This is a genomic window from Lacrimispora indolis DSM 755 (assembly GCF_000526995.1).
Classification (GTDB): Bacteria; Bacillota; Clostridia; order Lachnospirales; family Lachnospiraceae; genus Lacrimispora; species Lacrimispora indolis.
Genome location: NZ_AZUI01000001.1, coordinates 4,147,205 through 4,167,230, shown reverse-complemented (window position 1 = coordinate 4,167,230; position 20,026 = coordinate 4,147,205). Strand labels below are relative to the sequence as shown.

The following is a 20,026-nucleotide window of genomic DNA, read 5'->3' as shown; positions in this document are numbered from 1 at the left end:
TTCTCTCCCTTCTGAGGCTGCCGTCAGCCTGCCCCTTATCTCTTGTTTATTGCTTCAAGAAGCTGCTCTTTTAAATACTGCTTATCCATCATATTGTCGATCCGGATTATGTGGGCCTTGGAATCTCTTAAAACATCGGCAAAATCCGAAGTCGTGATCAGAATATCATAAAAATCAGGGCTTACAGAACCGATATCCGAAGCATCTACTGTTGCTTCAATCTTTTCGGATTCAAGGATCTGCTGGGTAAATAAACGAAGCATCATGGAGCTTCCTACGCCTGCCCCGCATACTGTTACAATTTTTATCATAATGAATCCCCCTTTATAATTTGTAATATTTGCTCTGCAGATTCTGCATTTGTTATTTCTTCTACCTTTTTAGCATCCATTAAAATATCCGCAAGCTCGGTAAGTGCTTTCAAATGAGATTGATGATCAATGGCACAAAGGCCTACGACAATCTTAACCGGATCGTTTTTCGGATGTCCGAATACAACGGGCTCTTTTAAAGTCACAATGCTGAGGCCAATATCCAGGGCACCTTCCTCTGGTCTGGCGTGGGGCATGGCGATTCCGGGTGAAATCACGATATAGGTTCCGTTCACCTCAACATTTTTAAGCATTGCCTGGATGTAAGCCTCATCTGCAAGTCCCTTATCCACAAGGAGCCTTCCGCTTTCCTTAACAGCTTCATCCCGGTTTGCGGCTACAAATTTTGCTTTGATTAAATCCGCGGTCAGAATTTCTTTTAACATCGGTTGATAAATTCCTTTCTTTTGTTCCGAATTTTCTGTAATTCCTAAATATACACTCAATTCGTTTTTTAAAGGTTCCAGCTTATGATCTTCGATCTCCACGTATTTGCCGATGATGTTCATCACCTCAGGCAAATGGATCCGGGCAGTGAGAAACGACAACTGGCCCTGGATTTCCTTTATGTCATAATCCGATAAATACGGGCTGACCTTCAGCACCTTTGTATCCTGCCATTGAAAGGGCACTGTGGATATTATTAAGTCCGGAACATGCTCCATCAGCCACAGCGCAGCATTTCTCACGCTGAACGTCCCCAGTATATTTACATGAAAGATGGCCTGCAGCCTGCTTTTCAATATCTCAGAGGTGCTGATCCCCGCATTGCATACAATGATGACATTAGGGGTCCTGCGGATCTGTTTTTCATTTCTTTCTATAACAGAAGCAAAAAACAACGTGAAATATGATATCTCATGTTCATGAAAGTGCACCTTGAGCTTTTCCTCCAGCACCTTTACGCCTTTTGCCACCGCCTTATTAAGCTGGGCAAAATTTTCAAGAACATAGCTTAATAAAGGATTTTCTGCCCACTCTCCTGCTAATGCCCGTTTATAGGCAGGGCGCAGATGATTCAGCAGTCCTTCATAAAGCTTGGAATCCGTTCGAAAAGCTTCAAAGGGGTATTCCTTTGCCACGACGTCGATAAACTGGTTGGTCACCAGGTTAAAGGGCAGCCATTTTTCAGACAGCAGCTCTTCGGATTTGACAACGGAAGCTTCTGCCAGCTTATTGGCCAGATAAAAACAATCATCAAGAGACACTTCCCTGCCAAAAATTGCCTCGATCTCCCTGTGGTGCTCTACAAAAGCCTTTTCTTCTCTTGTCAAAATATCCTTGGAGCCCTGGGTAAAGGCTTTTCCTATGGATATCCTTGCATATGTGACGTAAAAGGCAATCAGCATGCGGTTAAAGGATACGTCGCTCAGCTCTATATTAAGCTGCCTGGCTACATCGTCGAGAAAATCTTCACAGGAATACAAAATCTGCAAGTTTCTTTTGCCCGTCCTGTCTTCAAAAAACAGGAGATCCTCGCTGATGGAAAGGATCAGAAGATTCCTGATGTTCCGTTCCTTTCCTGAAATCCGGTATCCCTTAAAGGGTGTTGCCTCTACTGCAATGGAATGAAAGCTGAGCATTTCCTTAACTTCTTTTAAATCACCGATAAGGGTATTTCTAGAAATATCAAGCTCCTTCAGTAAGTCATCCACCGTAAACTGATCGCCGGACAAAAGGATAGATTCAATGATCCGCAGACGCCGGATTCTCGGATTCCATAAAACATAGTCCGAATTGGAATGGATCAGGCTCTCAAATTCAATCATCAGCGGTGATTTATAAAACATCTTCCCCTTATCCGCATTGATTTCAGCATGGCCGGAAGCCTCCAGCAATTCATTTAATTTTTTAATATCACTGTAAACAGTCCTGGTGCTTACAGAAAACTGCTGCGCCAGCTCCCTGACAGTAAACTCATGTTTGCTCTGGCAGACAAGGCGGAAAATTTCCGAAAGTCGGTTATCCATGGTTCCCTCCTTTATGTGTTAAGTATAGCATTCCAATGAAACCGCCCACAAATCCAATTTACTTCACTTTTTTTGAATGGATGAGGATATGGCAGTTTACCGTGCATTGGAAACTTCATATTGCCCGTTAATAACTTTTTTGTTAATATGATAATACAATAAGAAATTTATTTTAACATTAAAAATAATTTACGGATATCATGGAGGGATGCTATGAGAATAGAAGAAATCACGTATGTATCTAAAAACGGCAAAAAAGTTGTTTTAAGAAGTTCTGAGATATCCGACTCCGATGCATTGCTTGAAAATCTGGTGAGATGCGCCGGTGAAACGGATTATTTGGGAAGATATCCGGAAGAAATCAACAGAACCATTGATGAGGAGAACTCTTATATTTGCAAGCTGCTGGAAGATGAAAAAGGCTTTGATATTTCAGCCTTTATAGATAATAAGCTGGTAGCTAACGGAACTATCGCCTGTATCAGAGGAAATATAAAAACAAGACACAGGGCCGGATATGGGATTTGCGTTTCAAAAGATTACTGGAATATGGGAATCGGTGATATGCTGACAAAATGCTGCCTTGAGCATGCAAAAAAATTGGGCTACGAACAGGTGGAGCTTGAGGTGGTTGCCGATAATAAAAGAGCTGTCCACGTATATGAACAAAATGGATTTAAGATATGCGGGACTATTGAAAATGGGGATAAATTAAAGGATGGTACATCTCGGGATTTGCTGCTGATGATTTGCAGATTATAGGTTGATATAGGGCAATGGAGGTTCCGGCCTTAGACAGAGGATTGCTGGCTTTGGTATTAAGTCAGCGTTTTTTTGTAGGGTAATTGAATCTCCCCGTTATTAAAGGAAGACGGGACGTCTGTGAGCAGACGCCCCGTCCCTATCAGACGTTTCATTAAAACAGCATTACCTTTTTGAAATGATACGATTGTAAGGGTCTCTTTAGCTCCTCTTAGGAAATACCAAGACCTGCACTGGCATAGCCTGCGATAGCGGCGGCCAGATCAAGACCAGCCGTAACATCGGCAGAGAATATCAAAAGCAATCTGGTTCCTGCAGTGACCGGAATGTTCAGCCCTGTGGTGATCCCACTGCTGATTTGACCGACAGAAATTATTCCATTAAGAGGAGGTGCTAGTGTGACTACTGCACCCGGTACTGCAACGAAGGTGTTATTAGGTGCGGTGGATTGAAACAGCTGGGCGGACACCGTTACGGTGGAGCCAATCAAGCTTAGACCGGTACTAATGCTCAGGTAGCCAGCCAGGGATGTGATAACCCCATCTCTGGGCATGGAAAACGCGAGGTTGGTCAAACCAAGCAAATTGACTGTTCCGCTGGCAGCGGCAATACCAGAAAGGTTAAGTCCGAATCCTACCGCACTTGAGGTGTTAAGTACTCCTCCGAGTACAGTGCTTAGGGCAACAGGTGTGCCGGATGCAAACGGAATTATTGCTCCATCACCCGCTGTTCCAGTTGGACCTGTGGGACCTGTGTCTCCTGTTAAACCGATTGGACCTGTGGGACCCGCGTCTCCTGCCAAACCGATGGGGCCGGTTGGACCTGTCGGGCCTGTGGGGCCTGTGTCTCCTGTCAAACCAATTGGGCCTGTCGGACCTGTGGGACCGGTGTCTCCTGCCAAGCCGATTGGGCCTGTCGGGCCCGTGTCTCCTGTCAAACCAATTGGACCGGTCGGACCCGTATCGCCTGTCAAGCCGATTGGGCCCGTCGGGCCTGTGTCTCCTGTCAATCCGATGGGACCTGTCGGGCCTGTGTCTCCTGTCAAACCAATTGGGCCTGTCGGACCCGTAGGACCTGTGGGGCCTGTCGGGCCCGTGTCTCCTGTTAAACCGATTGGACCTGTGGGACCCGTATCGCCTGCCAAGCCGATGGGGCCTGTCGGACCCGTAGGACCTGTGGGTCCTGTGTCTCCTGTCAAGCCGATGGGGCCTGTGGGGCCCGTATCACCCGTCAAGCCGATTGGACCTGTAGGACCAGCGGGGCCTGTGGGGCCCGTGTCTCCTGTCAAGCCGATTGGGCCTGTCGGACCTACGGGGCCGGTGGAGCCTGTCGGGCCCGTTGCTCCTGTCAGGCCAATAGGTCCTGTTGGGCCCGTTGCTCCAGTCGTTCCGATAGGTCCTGTGGGGCCAATTGGGCCTGTGGGGCCCGTTGCTCCGATTGGCCCTGTTGGACCAGTTGCGCCTGTTGAACCGATTGGGCCTGTTGCTCCGATTGGGCCTGTTGGCCCCGTTGCGCCGATTGGTCCGGTTGCTCCGGTTGCTCCAATTGGTCCGGTAGGTCCTGTTGCTCCGATTGGGCCTGTAGGCCCCGTTGCACCGATCGGACCGGTAGGTCCCGTTGCGCCGATTGCTCCAATTGGTCCGGTAGGGCCTGTTGTTCCGATTGGGCCTGTTGGGCCGGTTGGCCCTGTTTCGCCGATTGGTCCTGTTGGACCTGTTGGACCGAGACAGCCTCTAGGCCCTGTCGGGCCTGTCGCTCCGGGGCACCCTCTAGGTCCTTGACACCCCCTAGGTCCTGTTGGGCCGGTAGAGCTACAACGACGACAACGGCAACTAGAATAATAATTATCATCTGAATCAATACAATTATTCATATGGATTTCCCTCCATAATTAATTACTTATATATCGAAACATTATAAAGAATCTCAATTCTTTATAGTGTAGAATATGTCTTGTTGTACACGTCTGTTAATTATAGACTAAATCATACATCATAAGGAATTTACTAATAAAGAAAGAATCAAAGAAACTCATTATACCAAGTCAGTATTACGGATGGATAAGTTATTAGTAAGAAGTATAAAAACAGTCTCTAATTGATAGATGACGGAAATCAAATTTACCTCCTGTTCCCATAAATTAGAATTCGCCCACCCATCAGCACCAGATTTGAAAATGTTAACCAGCATTTTTCTTTTAGAACTCGCTGTAACACCATTCAGTTAATTGTTCGGAATTTACTTCGTCGGCCTCAAACACATATTGTTTACAATATAAACTGACTTCAATATCATGCTTAATTTGCTTTCATCAGCATCAAAACTAAATTGCTGTTTTCAAAATAAAAGAATTAGTTCTTTTAAAACAATATCAGTAACGGAACTGCTGGGAAATATAGAATTATGTTTTATATTCTTACATACAAAAGGCAGAATTTATAAATTGTAGGAGGAATATTATGAAATAAAGATACGTAAAAGCTGGGAAGAAAGATGCAGATTTATTAATTAATATTTATAACAATGCATTCCTTGGGGATTATGTAAGATACGGTGAGTGCCCTGCTTATGGCAAAACAATTGACGAAATGGAAGCTTCTATTGAAAAATTTCCGAAACTGATTATTTTTTGTGAAGACAATCCCGTTGGAGCGATTTCAGTTGATGACAGAGGAAATGGAATATATTATCTGGGCTGCCTATGTGTAATGCCTGAATACCAGGGCAGGGGAATTGGTACACAGGCATTTCATTATATATTGGACCTTTATAATAACTGGAAAGAATTATTGCTGGTAACCCCTGCGGATAAAGAGGAAAATATAAAATTCTATACGGAAAAATGTGGTTTTATCATTGACCGCATTGAGATGGATGGAAGTGTTCAGGTGGCGCACTTTTTACTAGAGCGGTGAATTTCAGCTTTTTCCATGAATTTTTAGTAAGAAAAACTTTGAAATTCACTTAAAACTCAGAAACTTTATATCGCATATATCTTCTATCACATATTCGTAAACCTTCATTCATACAAGATGATTGAATTTCGTATATACGAAACGATCTCAGAAGGTGCTACTTTACCAAATCATTATATTCTGGGTGTTTTTCGAACCACTTTATAGCATAGGAACACGTCAGAATGGCTTTTTTGCCTTGGGAACGCAACTGTTCTGCCACAGCCTCCATAAGCTGCCCTGCCACCCCCTGACCTCGGAGGGATTCATCTACAAAGGTATGGTTGATATCTACGGTATTTTGGTCAACCTCCGGAAAAGTAACTTCGGCAAGCAGGTTGTTGTCAGAATGAAAAAGCGCGATCTGGTTTGGATTGTAAGTGAAATTCATAAGTATTACCTCCTATTTCATAATAAAGAAATTATATCACTTACTAAATATGGTATCAAGGAGTGATCAAAGAATTGTTTTAGGAGCGGATGGATAAAAAATATACGCTTAAGCGGAAATTAGATTTTTCCAGAGTATTTGCCGTAAAAAAGATAGTAGCCGACAAGGCTGGAGAACCATGTCGGCTAAGTGAAAGGTTATAAAGACTTTGTCTCTACTGTCATAGTATACCATCACATCCTGAAATAAGTCTGAAATAAAAGTGATTTGCCATAAAAAGTGTGTAACCGGTAAAATCGCGGTGATCATGCCAAAAGCTTGAGGGATTCGTGATGAGTTTGTAAAAGATAATGATATATTGAGAACTAAATATTTGATGCGGGGAATATGCGTGCTTTGTACAGCTGGAAGCATATGTATATGACAATACCTGTTCTGGTACGGTAACACGTTATATGATTCACAACCGATTATGATTTAGGGTTACTTGAACACTAGTATTAATTGTAATAAGTTAGATGACAGCGTATTTATGAGAATTATTTATATCTGGTTATAAGGAGGAATCTGTAATGAAACTCGAAAAAATGGGAGCCTTTTTTGATAGCCGTTTGGACGACTATGAGAACCACCAGCTTAATTTTATTGATTCAGCAAAAATATTTTATCCCTTTACAGCATCGCAGCTACCTATGACCGCTGGATGTAAAGTACTTGATTTAGGCTGTGGAACAGGGCTGGAATTGAATGAATATTTCAAAGTCAATCCTCTTGCTATAATAACAGGGATTGATTTGGCAAGCGGCATGTTGAAAGCACTGCAGGCCAAATTTCCAGGCAAACAGCTTACGCTTATCAATGGTTCATATTTTGAGGTCCCCTTTGGAGAAAATATATACGATGCTGCCGTTTCTGTGGAATCGTTACATCATTTCAGTCTGGAACATAAAATTCTCCTTTATAAAAAATTACATGGTTCTTTAAAAAAAGGAGGATATTTTATTTTAACGGACTATATAGCAGAAAACGATGATGAAGAAAAAAAGAACTTTATAGCACTCTCCCGCCTGAAAAATGAATTGGGAATATGTGACGGTGAATTCTATCACTATGATACGCCGCTTACAAGAGCACATGAAACAGAAGCCCTGCTCTCCGGAGGATTTTCAAAAGTTGAACTTTTGAATAAATGGCAAGGTACCAACATACTGAAAGCATATAAATGAGTTTTTCCTTGGATTACGGATATTAAGAAAAGCTACTATAAAAAACCTGTGAAGAAAGTTATCGGGTATCAGCATATAGTTGGTAATAAAAAAAATATTGTATTAGTATAACTCATTATTAAAGGAGCAAAAGATATGAACATAGTGACCTCCCGTTTACAATTGCGTCCATTTACAGAACAGGATATTGACGATGTATTTGAATATTGCAGCCAGGAAGGAGTGGGGGAAATGGCAGGCTGGTCTATTCATAAATCAATAGTACAAACTAAGAAAATCCTTTCAGACTGGATACTACAAGGAAGGAAACTTGCAATAGTTTGGTATGAGAGCGGAAAAGTAATTGGACACATCTCCATTGATGAGGATTCAGAGGAGGGACGTAAAGATACCAGAGAACTTGGCTGTGCGTTAAATCGTACTTATCATCGGCAAGGTATTATGTCAGAAGCCATATTTGCAGTTTTGGATTATCTGTTTAATAATGATGTCTCATATGTTTGGGCATGTTGCTTTCAAGAAAACTCAGCTTCAAGGGGCATGATTGAAAAATGTGGTTTTGCGTTCCAACAGGAAGGAACTTATCATTCTAAAGAACTCGAAAGAACATTTTCTTCTTATGAATATCGCCTTTCAAAAATGGAATGGGAGGAACGAGGTACAAGATTTGAAAATTATAAATAAATACGCTCTTAAGCAAATTGAATACAAAAGAGCTGCAAACTATCAGAATTAAGCCAGCGGTTTTCTTATTGTAATAAAACCGGAAAACTGATATTGGCCGAAGCTCCCAGCTCCGGCCAAATAATTAAGATTCAATTCATCATATAAATTTTAAAATTCAGATAAGCAGCCACTATGCACCATAAAAGATATGGAATTTGCAAGTATGCTGCAATAGGATTAATTTTATAAAACAATTGGATCATTATAATTATTAATATGATTAATATAATTAACCATAAAAAGGCAAGTAAATATTGAGAAAATCCAAAGAAAATAATACTCCAACAAAAATTGAAGAATAGTTGAAGTCCATAAATTTTTAAGGCTTTGGTTGAATTCGCATCTCCGGACACAAAAATTATGTATGATGATATTCCCATTAAAATATACAGAAATGTCCATACAATAGGAAAAATATATGTTGGAGGGCTAAAGGCCGGTTTGTTTAGCGAAGCGTACATTGACATATTTCCACTAAAAAAAGCGGATAAAGACCCGACAGCTAAGGGAATAAGAATAGAAATTATTAGAGTACTTTTATTAAGAGGCTTCATATCATCCACCCCAAGAATATTTATAACAATATATGAATTCACATTTAAAGATATGCGGATTATAAATCGAATTACAATTTAGTTAACTTATTGTACTTTGAAAACTTTATATTGATAGTTAGCAGTCATTGTTTTATCTTTATTTTATTAAATCAGAACTTGTTTGGCAGTTTTGAACTGCCCATTATATAATAGTTAGGAGATATGCAAAAATGAAAAAGATCATTAATAAAAGAGCCTTTCAAATTATAGGCTCAATAATATTGTTTAGTATTTCATTTGTACTATGTCATTACACTCAGTTAGCTGCCTTACATGGAAAGTCAGATGCCCCGATAATTGTAGGAGCTCTCGGTATTGCAGCACTTTTGGTTTCTTATATCTTCAATCTAAAAGCACTGACAATCACAGCTACTTTCGGTTACGTAATTGCCTTTTTTATAGGCGTGCGTTTGGAGACAGATGGTATTGTACATGGAAATGGAGCAATACATGAATTATGGGTAGTTTGGCTTGTTAGTTATTGTGTTTTTATTGGTATTGGAATCATTTATGATTTTGTAAAAAGATTAAAAGATAATTATTTAATAGGTGCTGCCAAGTCAAAAAACGTAGTGCTGTATATAGGTTTGCTTGCAGGTATATTTATCGTTTTAGGATCCATTTTTGCTTATATGACAAAACCGCTCACAAGGAACGATGTAATTCAGCATAAGCCTAAGTTTAGTGGTACAGTAATTGAAATAAATGACGATACTTCCATTTTAGTTCATGTTAATGAGAACGATCCTATAATTAAAAGCAGCGATAAAATTTTTGTTTCACTTAATGTCAAAATGGCAAATATCAGTGTAAGCGGACGGGATCTTGATATAGGAGATGAAATAATTGTTTATTATGATGGGATTATCGCAGAGAGTTACCCCGCACAAATAAATGGAGTATATGCGATTTTTCATAAAAATTCTTCTGAATGAACTATCGAATCCATAATTTACTTTCAACCCGTGGTTACATCCATGCAGTCTGAAGGATTAATGCTTATAGTTAGAAAAAACACAGTATTCTATAAATAGAACAATAATTTGAAGGGGCGATTTTAATGAAGATTGAAAAATGCATAAAAGAATCGTTTATAGTGATTGGAAAAGAAGGCGCTACCACTGACGGAAAGGGATTTATTCAAAAGCTTTGGGAGGATGCCAATTCACATTTCAATGAAATAGCGCATTTAGCGAAAAAAGATGACAAAGGGAATCTTTTAGGAATTTGGGGTGCCATGTCGGACTTTTCTCGCTCGTTTAACCCATGGGATAACTTTTCGCAAGGATTATATCTTGCCGGAGTTGAGTGCTTAGATGGTGCCGAAGCACCGTATGGATGGACTAAATGGGTGGTTCCTGGATACGAATATATTTATGTTGAGAATGAAGATAACGATACTTTTTCTGGCGTTATTAAATATTTAGGAGAAAACAATCTCTTTCTTGCAGGTGCAGTAAATGATTTTAGCTGCCCTGAAACAGGTAAACTTTATATGTTTTTTCCTATTCGCAGATTGCAGGCAGAACATGCTTGATAAATCGGGATCTAAACGAATTGTTGTACACTGCAAACTTCATATTGATAGTTAGTAAATTTGATGGTATTCTACTCATGTGTTTATTTAATCTTGAGTTTTAAAGACGGGAGAATGGTGATGAGTATAAATAAAAGCAAAGCGGCAGCTCTGTTCGATGGTTGGGAAGAAGCGTTAATATGGTCCTGTTTGCAAGGTCATATGGGGAATATGTTTTTGGATAACGATGAAAATCCCTCCTCTGCTGTTATTGATATTGGGGATTTTTGCTTTTTTGCCGGCATTCCCAATAGTGCGTTATTGACTGCTGTCGGTGGTGAAAAGCTACTGATACCTAAAGACCAATCCTGGGAGATGTTGATAGAAGATTTTTATGGTAATAGGGTAAGTAAGATTTTTCGATATGCAATAAAAAAAGAGCCGGATATATTTGATGCTGAAAAACTGAATACTTATATAGAAACACTTGATTCTCGTTTTGAACTAAGATTATTTGATCAGGAAATTTTTGAAATGGCACAAAATGAAGCGTGGTCTGTTGATTTATGTTCGCAGTTTAAAGATTATGCGGATTATCATAACAGAGCAATCGGTGCGGCAATTTTACATAATGGGAAACTTGTGGCAGGCGCTTCTCCTTATGCAGTATACGATGGTGGTATTGAAATTGAAATAGATACAAAACCCGAATATAGGTGTAAGGGTCTTGCAACTGTATGTGGGGCAAAACTGATTTTAGAGTGTTTAAAGAGTAATATCTATCCAAGTTGGGATGCTCATGATTTACGCTCTGTCGCTTTAGCAGAAAAACTCGGATATCACCTTGACAGTCCATATGTAACATACGAGCTGGCAGACAGGTAAAATTACAAGTATCACTCATGATCAACAAAATGAATATACAAAGAAAACTACTGGCTGTTAATACTTAAGTTAGTAGTTTTTTTATGAAATAATTTATTGATAGAAGCTGAGCTTTTTATGACATTATTATCACTGCAAATTGATATAAAAAAGAAGAATGGAACCTTGATAAACCATGATAGACTGAGATATATGCCTACCGGAATAAAGTCAGTAAAAGAGTTATGGGAAAAATTATAGATTTCAGATTAATAATTTGAATATGTAAAGAAAATTTGCAGTCTAAAAACTTATGAGGAGATATGTTTATGAATGTATTCTTGAAAAAAGCCAATATTAATGAGTATAAAGAAATTCATGCTATGCAAATTGTATCATTTAGTGATCTTCTTGAGAAATATAAAGACTATGAAACAAGTCCTGGTACCGAATCTGTTGAGTCTATAGCGAAAAAAATCAAACAAGAGCATACTGATTATTATTTTATAGTACTTAAAGATAAAAACATAGGAGCCATTAGAGTTGTAAAGCTTTCAGCTAAAGAATGCCGAATTGCACCTATGTTTATTCTTCCGGAAAATCAGGGGAATGGCTATGCTAAGCAAATATTGAGACAAGTAGAATGCTTATATCCGGAAGTGAAAATTTGGAAGTTAGATACAATTAAACAAGAGAATAAACTATGCCATTTATATGAATCTATGGGTTATAAACTTACCGGAAATGAGGAAAAAATTACGGAATATATGACAATTGTCTATTACCAAAAAGAACTAAATAAATAAAAGTTTAAATCGAACCATATAAGAGCAGGGAAATAGTCCTCTGCTCTTATATGGTATGATCTTGTATTTAATTTAATTCATTTTTTCAGGTATAATAAAATATACTATACTCATAAAAGTCAGAAAAAATGTAGCCAGAGGAAACCATATAAAAAGAAAAGACTTTAACGTTCTTGAAGGTGTATTTATATTATTGACATCATAGTAAAGTTTGTCCTTATATAAGTAAACTTCGATTTTGGATTGTGTTTCCTTGAGAAATTTTAGTTTATAATGTTCAGAGTGTGGAATGGAATCAGTAATAAACCTTTTTTCACCATTATAATCGACAGAAACTTTTAATCCACTGTACCCTAATGAATTTCTGATTTTGATTGTCGTTATACCTGTATTTTCCATAAAAAAAAGGATAATGTAATGAGTTTCACTTTACATGTACGTAAAAATGAAATTGAGAAGAGAAAACCTAAATGTAGAAAGTGGCTATAGAAAATGTAAAAATCATATCATAGTGAAAATGACATAATTATAAAACCGAACAGGCTGGCCTAGTCCAATTTTTGTTTCCCTTGAGGATTATTGACAAAAGTCTGCTGCCGGTCCCAGTGGAAACGCAGCAGAAAAACTTTGCCGTTACTATAAATGCCTTATCATGAAGGATACCCCATCATATAACAGGTATCTGTAAATCCGACTTATATAATCTGAGTTAGATTTGAAAATATTGTTTTATCCCTGCTGAGTTTAGCAGTCGCAGCCATTTTCGCTAACAATGGCACTGAGTGTTACATTACTGATATATGATTCAAGTACAATGGGAACAGCAACAGTTACCACGACAAAATAAGTGCAGCAGCCCTCCATGCAGGAGTCACAGTCACAATCACATACAGTAAAATTAAAGGAATCAGTTTCCGTTGTGGCAACCAGCCTGGAATAACCATAAATTCCACTGACCGGAGTAGCAGCCGCCTGGTCTGAACACAGCCTGAAAATTTGAAAATTATAGCCACCTAATGCACCTATATAAATATTAGCAGTAACTGAAAGCTGGATACAGGGATTCTCAAATTCCGAAGTATTAATCTGTAATGCAGTAAGAGTCCGTGTTGTACCTGCTACGGTAGTATCATCAAATGCAACAAATCCGGGACTTCCACATTTTAACACGGTTCCGGTTAGTCTTTCATGTTTCTTCTCACTGCAGCAATCATCACAGCAGCATTCACATTCACATGTTTCACTCATATTAAAACCTCCTTTAGCCAGGAATTGAATGTTATAAGAAATCAGTAATATTTATAGAAATCTTTACCGGCATTATATACAATAATATACTGTAATCTTAATTAAAGTGTGAGTATTTATGAAAAAGATTTTTTACGTAATAGTCTCGTTAATTTATCAGTATTAAAAATACAGGAACACTAAAGAAATATGATGTATTGTATAATGAAATTTATTTATAGAACAGGAGGCAAAAAATGCGGGAATATTTTATGAAAACAAAAAGGACCGGCTTCTCAAAATGGAATGCCGCCGATCTGGATCTGGCTGTTCAATTATGGGGAGAAAAAGAAGTCACCCGGTTTATTTGTGCTGCCGGAACATTTACAAATCAGGATATAAGGAACCGTCTGGAAACAGAGATTCATAATGATGAGGAATTTCATATACAATACTGGCCTGTTTTTGAGCTTGCTGCAGATGAGCTGATCGGCTGCTGTGGTATCCGGCCTTTTAAATCTGAATCACATTCTTATGAGATCGGTTTCCATCTGAGAAAAAAATACTGGGGGATGGGATATGCTTCCGAGGCAGCAAAAGCCGTCATAGATTACAGTTTTGCTGTTTTAAGGGCAGATAAGCTCTATGCAGGGCATCACCCTCAGAACATGGCATCGGAAAAGCTCCTGAAGAAGCTGGGATTTCAATACATCGGAAAAAACTATTATACACCTACAGGACTGTATCATCCGTCCTATGAATTAATAAACCGTAGACCAAACCCATAAATGAAAACAGAACACATACATAAAAGCTGCTGACGGTCAAAATCAGGCTGATATCTTTTATACTCAAAGCAGAGATGATTGGTCTGCAAAACGGAATTTCACAAAGAGCTTTCAGAAAGGCCATTTATATCAAATGCAAACAAAAGTAGCAAAAAGGCAACTGGCAGGTGATACAAAAGAACTGTTCCCTATGTTAAGATAGTAAAAAACACGGAGGTGAATTTCCATGATTTTTCCGGAAAAGTTACAGGTCCTTAGAAAAAGCAAAGGTTTAACACAAGAAGAATTGGCTGAAAAAATATCCGTATCCCGTCAGGCGGTCGCAAAATGGGAAAGCGGTCAGGCATATCCTGATATCTCCAATCTCATAGGAATATCAGAATTTTTCAAAATTACAATCGACCATTTAGTAAAAGACAATGATTCCTGCATCACTTCCATCGTCGCTCAGGAACCCAGCAACAGCAAAGAACTCATTGATTTCCTAGTTATTGCAAAACGCAAAACTTATGCTGCAAAGGGTACAGAATGCCCGCCTTCCAGACCCAATTCCCATGATTTACAATACGAAGAAGGCAGCCTTTTGTATTTAGATACCTATATCGGCGGCGAATGTTTTTCCGGTGAAGAGGCTGTGTGGAAAAACAGCATTCCTATATATGCCATGAACTATTCCGGGCGTGTAACAAGCAGTAATTTTAACAGTGATTTCCTAAAGGCAGCATTATTGGCCGTACCCAGGGAAAAGCCCTTTCGTGGTCCGGCCTTATATCAGGAAAACGATTACGTTTATAACGGCAAGGTGTGTGGGGATTTGAAATGGTATCAGGGATACGAAGAAATATATTATAAAGATTTACAGGTTTACGAGTGTTATTTCCACGGTGGAATCGTAAAATAAGATAATGAACAGAATAAACCGCCCTCTCAATCCATAAATGATCGATTAAGAAAAAACAGTCCATGATCACACCAGGATTGACACAGTCTAATTTTCGCCCGATTCATGTCAACTACTTTCCGTATGACTCATATAATATTAATATCAACAAACGGAAAGGAAGTAACACTATGCCCCCATTCCCTCCTAACAATACATCCCGGGGCGGCCCGACGCCCATGGGACCTCCGCCGTCAGCCGTTCCCCAAAAACCTGCACAGATGCGCGCCGGAACCAGAATGGTAAGTCCCGGATCCATGAGAAACTGCATTGGACGATTTACTTATGTCTGGTTAAGCAATGGGCAGGAATTTTGGTTTTTCCCTGTCCAGATCTGGGCTAACACCGTCGCAGGGTTCCGATGGGATCGAAGATTTGGCTGGTCATATACCGGAATTTCACTGAACCGGATCGATATGTTTACCTGCACTTAGTGACTATCTTTCAATTCAAAAAGCGATCCTCAAGGGATCGTTTTTTTGTATGTAACTATTCTTTTCTCTTAGGGTTTTTAGGAAACCACCCCTTCTCTACCCTCTTTTTCTGTTCTGCAAGCTCCTTAATGCTCCATAAAAGCGAAACACCCAATACTGCAAGAAGAGCCGGCAAAACCCCTCCAGCGGAAACAAGAGATAGACCAATGCAAACAGCTCCTGCTATCAGAAAAACCGGCCAGATTCTGCTGGTAAAATAATATTCCGCTTTAATAACAACAGGGTGCAGGAATCCGATAATGAGAAACGTTCCGATACCAATAAGAATTCCTTCATAATTCATACTTATCACCAGCCACTTCTTTTTTTATTGTCTCCGGCCCATCCGGTTGCCGCGTTTTAATAATAAAAATAAAAACATAATTATGCAGAATAAAGGCACTGATAAGAAACAGGCGTATGATCAGATTTTCAGTCAATACAAAAGAAATCAGCATCATAAATCCTGCAGAAGCCTGAATAATAAGCTTCTGTTTTCTTGTAAGTGACCGGTCGCATTCATATTGCTTTACGTATTTTGCATACAGGTTTGTACCTCTGAACCAGCAATTAAGTCTTTCAGAGCCTTTTGTAAAACAGAGTAAGGCCAGCAGCAAAAACGGCGTAGTCGGCAATCCCGGCAGAACCGTCCCAGCAGTTCCCAGGGCCATAGCCATGATTCCAATACAAATATATATGACTTTTTTCAATAAATAAGACCTCCTGTTCAGCCCCTGCTGCTCAACACCATATGGTTGTATCAATAATCATTAATATAATTGTATTGGAATCACGGTATGATTATTCACATACCTTCCCTCAGGCCATTTCTATCATTATGATTGTAAAAGACCCTCATCTGTAAGAAATGTCCTTGCCACCTCTTCAGGAGTTTTTCCGTTCACATCCACCTCATAGGTTAAATCAGTCATAATTTCATTGGTAAACAGGCCGCCCAGCATATTAAGAACCTCCTCCAGATTAGGAGCGACATCCTGAAAACGCTCAAACAGATCATTGCGCACTAGCAGGGCGTCATTATATTCCGGAAAGAATTTCAAATCATCCTCCAACACCTTGAGCCCTACTTTTTTATTCATACCGTCGGTGGAATACACCTCTGTCACATCAATGTTTCCATTTTCGATCGCGGAGTATTTCAGCGCCATATCAATTGCTTTTCCCTCCTTAAAATTAAGGCCGTAAAATTTTGTAAAGGGGCCGTATTTCATACTTCCCTCTTCACTGAAAAATTCATGCTCAGCGCCAAACACCAGATCAGGTGCAAGATCAATTAAATCGCTGATGGTTTCAAGTCCGTGCTCATCGGCCAGCGCCTGGGTCACAGCAACTGCATATGTATTTTCATGCCCCAGCGGATCAAGCAGATGCACTTTATCTTTTTCGCTGGCAAGCTCATTGGCATATTCATAAAGTGTCTTATCCTCCGGCACCTGGGATACATCCACCTTTAAATAAGTGGTGAGCAAAGTGCCGTCATAGCTGTTCATAAGATCGCTCCCGCCCCCCGAAATCAGATCGCGGTAGTTGTTGACAGGAGACATTTCATCACGGATTTCCACTGTGGCGTCCGTGTGCTCTTCCACCAGCATTTTTACCATCTGGTGAATAATCTTCATTTCTGAAAATTGACCGTCGTAAATTACAATGGAACTTTTAGCATTTTGATTTCTGCCGCATCCCACTAACATTCCAATCATAAATAGTGCACTTAATATTAATGTTATTCCTTTTTTCATCTTTTCCTCCTGTTCGTCAATTAAATGGTACGATTACTTTCAAAATTCAGACGGAGCGCCTATTCAGCAGCCTCCTTTCGACCAGTGCCATACCGCCGTCAAACAGTACTGCCAGTGCCATCAGCGTACCGGTGCCAAAAAGAATCAGCCGCATGTTCTGAGTGCGGATCCCCTGATTGATGACAGACCCCAGTCCTCCTCCTCCCACCGAGGTAGCAAATACCGCCACCCCCACCGAGGTAACCGTGGCAATTCGGATACCTGTAAACACCATGGGAAACGCAAGGGGAAGCTCTATACTGAACAAACGGTCCCATTTGGAAAGGCCCATGCCCCGTGCTGCTTCCTTTATTCCATGGCCGATACTTTCAAGACCTAAAAAGGTGTTGTGTACAATGGGCAGAAGGGAATACAGTACAAGACCAATAATAACGGTCGTCTTCCCTGCACCGAACAGCAGCATGACCAGGCCCAGCATAGCCAGTGCCGGCACTGTCTGCAGCAGCTCACTTGCCCACAATACCGTCTTGCGGACAGGCGTATAAAGATAAGCAATGATCCCCAGAGGCAAACCAACTGCCGTTGAAAATAAAACCGAGAGAAATACCAGATACAGGTGCTCCAATACAATCTTAGCCGTCATTTTAAGCTCACTTCCCTTCCCTGTCTATGAGTAATACGGCGTTTCACGAAATCAATAATAAGGCTCAGCGAAATTGCCATAATACCCGCCGGAATTGCTCCCGCTACGATCAAGGCATTATTATTGGTGGCAATGCCGATATAAATAAATTCGCCCAGTCCTCCCAGACCGATCATGGAGGCCAGCACTGCCCAGCTCACGGTATAAACCGCGGACATCCGCAGACCGCCGATAATGGACGGCATAGCCAATGGCAGCTCCACCTCAAAAAGACTTTGAATTTTTGACATTCCACATCCCCGGGCAGCCTCCAGCAAACTGGAATCCACTGAAAGCAGACCTACATATGTATTTTTCAGAATAGGAAATACCGCATAAATCGCCAGCGCGATAATGGCAGTAGCAGGCACCATACCCATGTATAAAAACAAAATACCGATAAATACCACACCGGGAATGGTCTGGAACACGGAAATCAGCGGAAGCGCAACCTTGGCAATCCCAGGCACCCGGGAAAGCAGGATTCCCAACGTAAGAGCAACCACGAATCCGCTTGCAACTGAGGCAAAAACATATAAAAAGTGAACTCCCACGGCAATCAGAAGCTTATTTCCATACAATTCCCAAAAATTCATTGTCCATCCCCCCACAAAGCATCGGCCATGGCTTTCGCCATGCTGGTTTTGGTCACAATTCCCGCTATGGTATCGTCCTCATGAAGCACTACCACATAGCTGCTGTCCGTGTTAAGCAGCTTATCAAAGCTTTCCATCGCGCTCTCGGACACATAGGATACCGCATTCTCCGAAACCGGAACCTCTCCGATGGTTCCTGTGCTTTTGTTGGCCTTTTTAATATCACCCACAGTCACGACCCCGGCATAAGAATCATCGTCATTTTTAATCAGCAGGGAATCGATCTGCCTCCGGGCCATGATTTCGGTACATTCGCGAATCCCGCGGCTTTTATATACGCTGACGGGATCAGGCCGCATAAAATCGGCTGCTGTCAGCGCCAAAGCCGGACTGCCTGCAGCACGTTTTCCCATAAAGGTGCGGATTAAGTCGCTGGCCGGGCTTTCCAGCATCTTCTCCGGGGTTGCCATCTGCACAATTCTTCCGTGTTCCATAAAAATGATCTTATCGGCCAGCTTAAGTGCTTCATCCATATCATGGGTGACAAAAACAAAAGTTTTATTCAGCTTTTTATGCAGCCGGCTGATTTCATCCTGCAGAGAATTTCGGGTCATGGGATCCAGCGCACCGAAGGGCTCATCCATCAATACAAGGGGAGGCGATGCTGCCAGAGCCCGCAGAACCCCGATCCGCTGCTGCTGACCGCCGGAAAGCTCGAACGGATATTTATGCCCATATTCCTCATAGGACATTCCCACCATGTCCATTAAGTTCCGGGTAATATCCAAAATCTTTTCCTTGGGGTATTTCAGGCGCTTTGGTACCACACCGATATTCTGTGCCACCGTCATGTTGGGAAAAAGTCCGATCTGTTGAATCACATAGCCTGTCTGCCTGCGCAGCTGCACCGGATCTGTCTGAGAAACGTCATTTCCGTTCACATAAATATGCCCGGTATCCGGCTCGATCAGACGGTTAATAGATTTGAGGGTCGTGGTTTTTCCACAGCCTGAAGGGCCGATTAAAACAGCAAATTCCCCTTCCTTGATTTCGAAGCTCAGGTTATCAAGAATAACCGAACCTCCATACCTTTTTGTTACTTGTTCAAATCGAATCATAAATCTCCTTTCTAGAAGAAACAGCAAGACGACCTTTGATTCTTATGAAATTTTTCTTTTCAGGTAACAAAAAAAGCAGCCACCCAATGTTTGGCCATCAGATATTCTGACAGCCATAATTTGGATAAAGCTCCTTCCATACTAATTAAAATAAGATTTATTTATTTGCATATGCGAGATATTGCCTGTTAAACACAAAGCAAAAGTACAGAACTTTTTTTAAATTCACCTCTTAAAATCCTAAGAAAGGATTCATCCAA

At 40.6% G+C, this 20,026-nt stretch carries 23 protein-coding genes; 11 read left to right on the top strand and 12 right to left on the bottom strand.

Annotated features, from left to right (window positions below; translation table 11 throughout):
* Positions 1-35: 35 nt before the first annotated feature.
* Both K401_RS0119990 and K401_RS0119985 read right to left on the bottom strand, forming a co-directional pair.
* A complete protein-coding gene (locus K401_RS0119990; RefSeq protein WP_024294622.1) occupies positions 36-311 on the bottom strand; it encodes a PTS sugar transporter subunit IIB in 276 nt (91 codons plus the stop codon).
* The gene (locus K401_RS0119985) at positions 308-2,341 is read right to left on the bottom strand and encodes a BglG family transcription antiterminator (protein WP_024294621.1); all 2,034 of its coding nucleotides are present in this window, start codon (positions 2,339-2,341) and stop codon (positions 308-310) included. The genes K401_RS0119990 and K401_RS0119985 overlap by 4 nt, the downstream gene beginning before the upstream one ends.
* A gap of 213 nt (positions 2,342-2,554) precedes the next feature.
* Here K401_RS0119985 and K401_RS0119980 point away from each other — a divergent pair, with 213 nt between their 5' ends.
* On the top strand, positions 2,555-3,103 hold the full coding sequence (locus tag K401_RS0119980; protein ID WP_024294620.1) for a GNAT family N-acetyltransferase: 549 nt from the start codon (positions 2,555-2,557) through the stop codon (positions 3,101-3,103).
* Positions 3,104-3,314: 211 nt separating this feature from the next.
* Here the strand turns inward: K401_RS0119980 and K401_RS0119975 are convergent, their stop codons facing one another.
* Positions 3,315-4,976, bottom strand: a complete 1,662-nt coding sequence (locus K401_RS0119975; protein WP_024294619.1) for an exosporium glycoprotein BclB-related protein — start codon at positions 4,974-4,976, stop codon at positions 3,315-3,317.
* A 715-nt stretch (positions 4,977-5,691) separates the two neighbouring features.
* Between K401_RS0119975 and K401_RS31370 the strand changes: the two genes are divergently transcribed.
* The gene (locus K401_RS31370) at positions 5,692-6,018 is read left to right on the top strand and encodes a GNAT family N-acetyltransferase (RefSeq protein WP_330363162.1); all 327 of its coding nucleotides are present in this window, start codon (positions 5,692-5,694) and stop codon (positions 6,016-6,018) included.
* Between the two features lie 157 nt (positions 6,019-6,175).
* On the opposite strand, the gene K401_RS0119965 is transcribed toward K401_RS31370, so the two are convergent.
* On the bottom strand, positions 6,176-6,448 hold the full coding sequence (locus K401_RS0119965; RefSeq protein WP_024294618.1) for a GNAT family N-acetyltransferase: 273 nt from the start codon (positions 6,446-6,448) through the stop codon (positions 6,176-6,178).
* 572 nt (positions 6,449-7,020) lie between these two features.
* Here K401_RS0119965 and K401_RS0119960 point away from each other — a divergent pair.
* Together K401_RS0119960 and K401_RS0119955 are read left to right on the top strand one after the other, a co-directional pair.
* Complete coding sequence (locus K401_RS0119960) at positions 7,021-7,674, top strand: class I SAM-dependent methyltransferase (protein ID WP_024294617.1); 654 nt, start codon at positions 7,021-7,023, stop codon at positions 7,672-7,674.
* A 135-nt stretch (positions 7,675-7,809) separates the two neighbouring features.
* Positions 7,810-8,358 (top strand): GNAT family N-acetyltransferase, encoded by a 549-nt coding sequence (locus tag K401_RS0119955; RefSeq protein ID WP_024294616.1) that lies wholly within the window; start codon positions 7,810-7,812, stop codon positions 8,356-8,358.
* Between the two features lie 131 nt (positions 8,359-8,489).
* Here K401_RS0119955 and K401_RS34085 read toward each other — a convergent pair whose 3' ends face one another.
* Positions 8,490-8,954: a TspO/MBR family protein gene (locus tag K401_RS34085; RefSeq protein WP_024294615.1), complete on the bottom strand. Its 465-nt coding sequence runs from the start codon at positions 8,952-8,954 to the stop codon at positions 8,490-8,492.
* Between the two features lie 212 nt (positions 8,955-9,166).
* Between K401_RS34085 and K401_RS0119945 the strand changes: the two genes are divergently transcribed.
* From K401_RS0119945 to K401_RS0119930, 4 genes are all read left to right on the top strand, one after another.
* Positions 9,167-9,931, top strand: coding sequence for a DUF3221 domain-containing protein (locus K401_RS0119945; RefSeq protein ID WP_024294614.1), 765 nt, complete (start codon positions 9,167-9,169; stop codon positions 9,929-9,931).
* A gap of 125 nt (positions 9,932-10,056) precedes the next feature.
* Complete coding sequence (locus K401_RS0119940) at positions 10,057-10,533, top strand: GyrI-like domain-containing protein (protein ID WP_024294613.1); 477 nt, start codon at positions 10,057-10,059, stop codon at positions 10,531-10,533.
* A 120-nt stretch (positions 10,534-10,653) separates the two neighbouring features.
* Positions 10,654-11,397 carry a GNAT family N-acetyltransferase gene (locus tag K401_RS0119935; protein WP_027352377.1) on the top strand — a complete coding sequence of 248 codons (744 nt, stop codon included), beginning with the start codon at positions 10,654-10,656 and terminating at the stop codon, positions 11,395-11,397.
* 308 nt (positions 11,398-11,705) lie between these two features.
* Positions 11,706-12,182, top strand: coding sequence for a GNAT family N-acetyltransferase (locus K401_RS0119930; protein ID WP_024294611.1), 477 nt, complete (start codon positions 11,706-11,708; stop codon positions 12,180-12,182).
* A 744-nt stretch (positions 12,183-12,926) separates the two neighbouring features.
* Here K401_RS0119930 and K401_RS0119920 read toward each other — a convergent pair.
* On the bottom strand, positions 12,927-13,430 hold the full coding sequence (locus K401_RS0119920) for a DUF4489 domain-containing protein (RefSeq protein WP_024294609.1): 504 nt from the start codon (positions 13,428-13,430) through the stop codon (positions 12,927-12,929).
* 236 nt (positions 13,431-13,666) lie between these two features.
* On the opposite strand from K401_RS0119920, the gene K401_RS0119915 reads away from it, so the two are divergent.
* From K401_RS0119915 to K401_RS32530, 3 genes are all read left to right on the top strand, one after another.
* Positions 13,667-14,197, top strand: coding sequence for a GNAT family N-acetyltransferase (locus K401_RS0119915; protein ID WP_024294608.1), 531 nt, complete (start codon positions 13,667-13,669; stop codon positions 14,195-14,197).
* A gap of 226 nt (positions 14,198-14,423) precedes the next feature.
* Entirely contained in the window at positions 14,424-15,098 is a 675-nt protein-coding gene (locus K401_RS0119910; RefSeq protein WP_024294607.1) for a DUF5680 domain-containing protein, read from the top strand.
* Positions 15,099-15,268: 170 nt separating this feature from the next.
* Positions 15,269-15,571, top strand: a complete 303-nt coding sequence (locus tag K401_RS32530) for a hypothetical protein (protein WP_084492933.1) — start codon at positions 15,269-15,271, stop codon at positions 15,569-15,571.
* 55 nt (positions 15,572-15,626) lie between these two features.
* On the opposite strand, the gene K401_RS0119900 is transcribed toward K401_RS32530, so the two are convergent.
* From K401_RS0119900 to K401_RS0119875, 6 genes are all read right to left on the bottom strand, one after another.
* Entirely contained in the window at positions 15,627-15,914 is a 288-nt protein-coding gene (locus tag K401_RS0119900) for a DUF4491 family protein (RefSeq protein ID WP_024294605.1), read from the bottom strand.
* A complete protein-coding gene (locus K401_RS0119895; RefSeq protein WP_051464063.1) occupies positions 15,904-16,320 on the bottom strand; it encodes a YbaN family protein in 417 nt (138 codons plus the stop codon). The genes K401_RS0119900 and K401_RS0119895 overlap by 11 nt, the downstream gene beginning before the upstream one ends.
* A 126-nt stretch (positions 16,321-16,446) precedes the next feature.
* Positions 16,447-17,370: a glycine betaine ABC transporter substrate-binding protein gene (locus K401_RS0119890; RefSeq protein WP_024294603.1), complete on the bottom strand. Its 924-nt coding sequence runs from the start codon at positions 17,368-17,370 to the stop codon at positions 16,447-16,449.
* 46 nt (positions 17,371-17,416) lie between these two features.
* Entirely contained in the window at positions 17,417-18,013 is a 597-nt protein-coding gene (locus K401_RS0119885; protein ID WP_024294602.1) for an ABC transporter permease, read from the bottom strand.
* Entirely contained in the window at positions 18,010-18,648 is a 639-nt protein-coding gene (locus K401_RS0119880; RefSeq protein WP_024294601.1) for an ABC transporter permease, read from the bottom strand. The genes K401_RS0119885 and K401_RS0119880 overlap by 4 nt, the downstream gene beginning before the upstream one ends.
* Positions 18,645-19,766, bottom strand: coding sequence for an ABC transporter ATP-binding protein (locus tag K401_RS0119875; protein WP_024294600.1), 1,122 nt, complete (start codon positions 19,764-19,766; stop codon positions 18,645-18,647). The genes K401_RS0119880 and K401_RS0119875 overlap by 4 nt, the downstream gene beginning before the upstream one ends.
* Positions 19,767-20,026 lie beyond the last annotated feature (260 nt).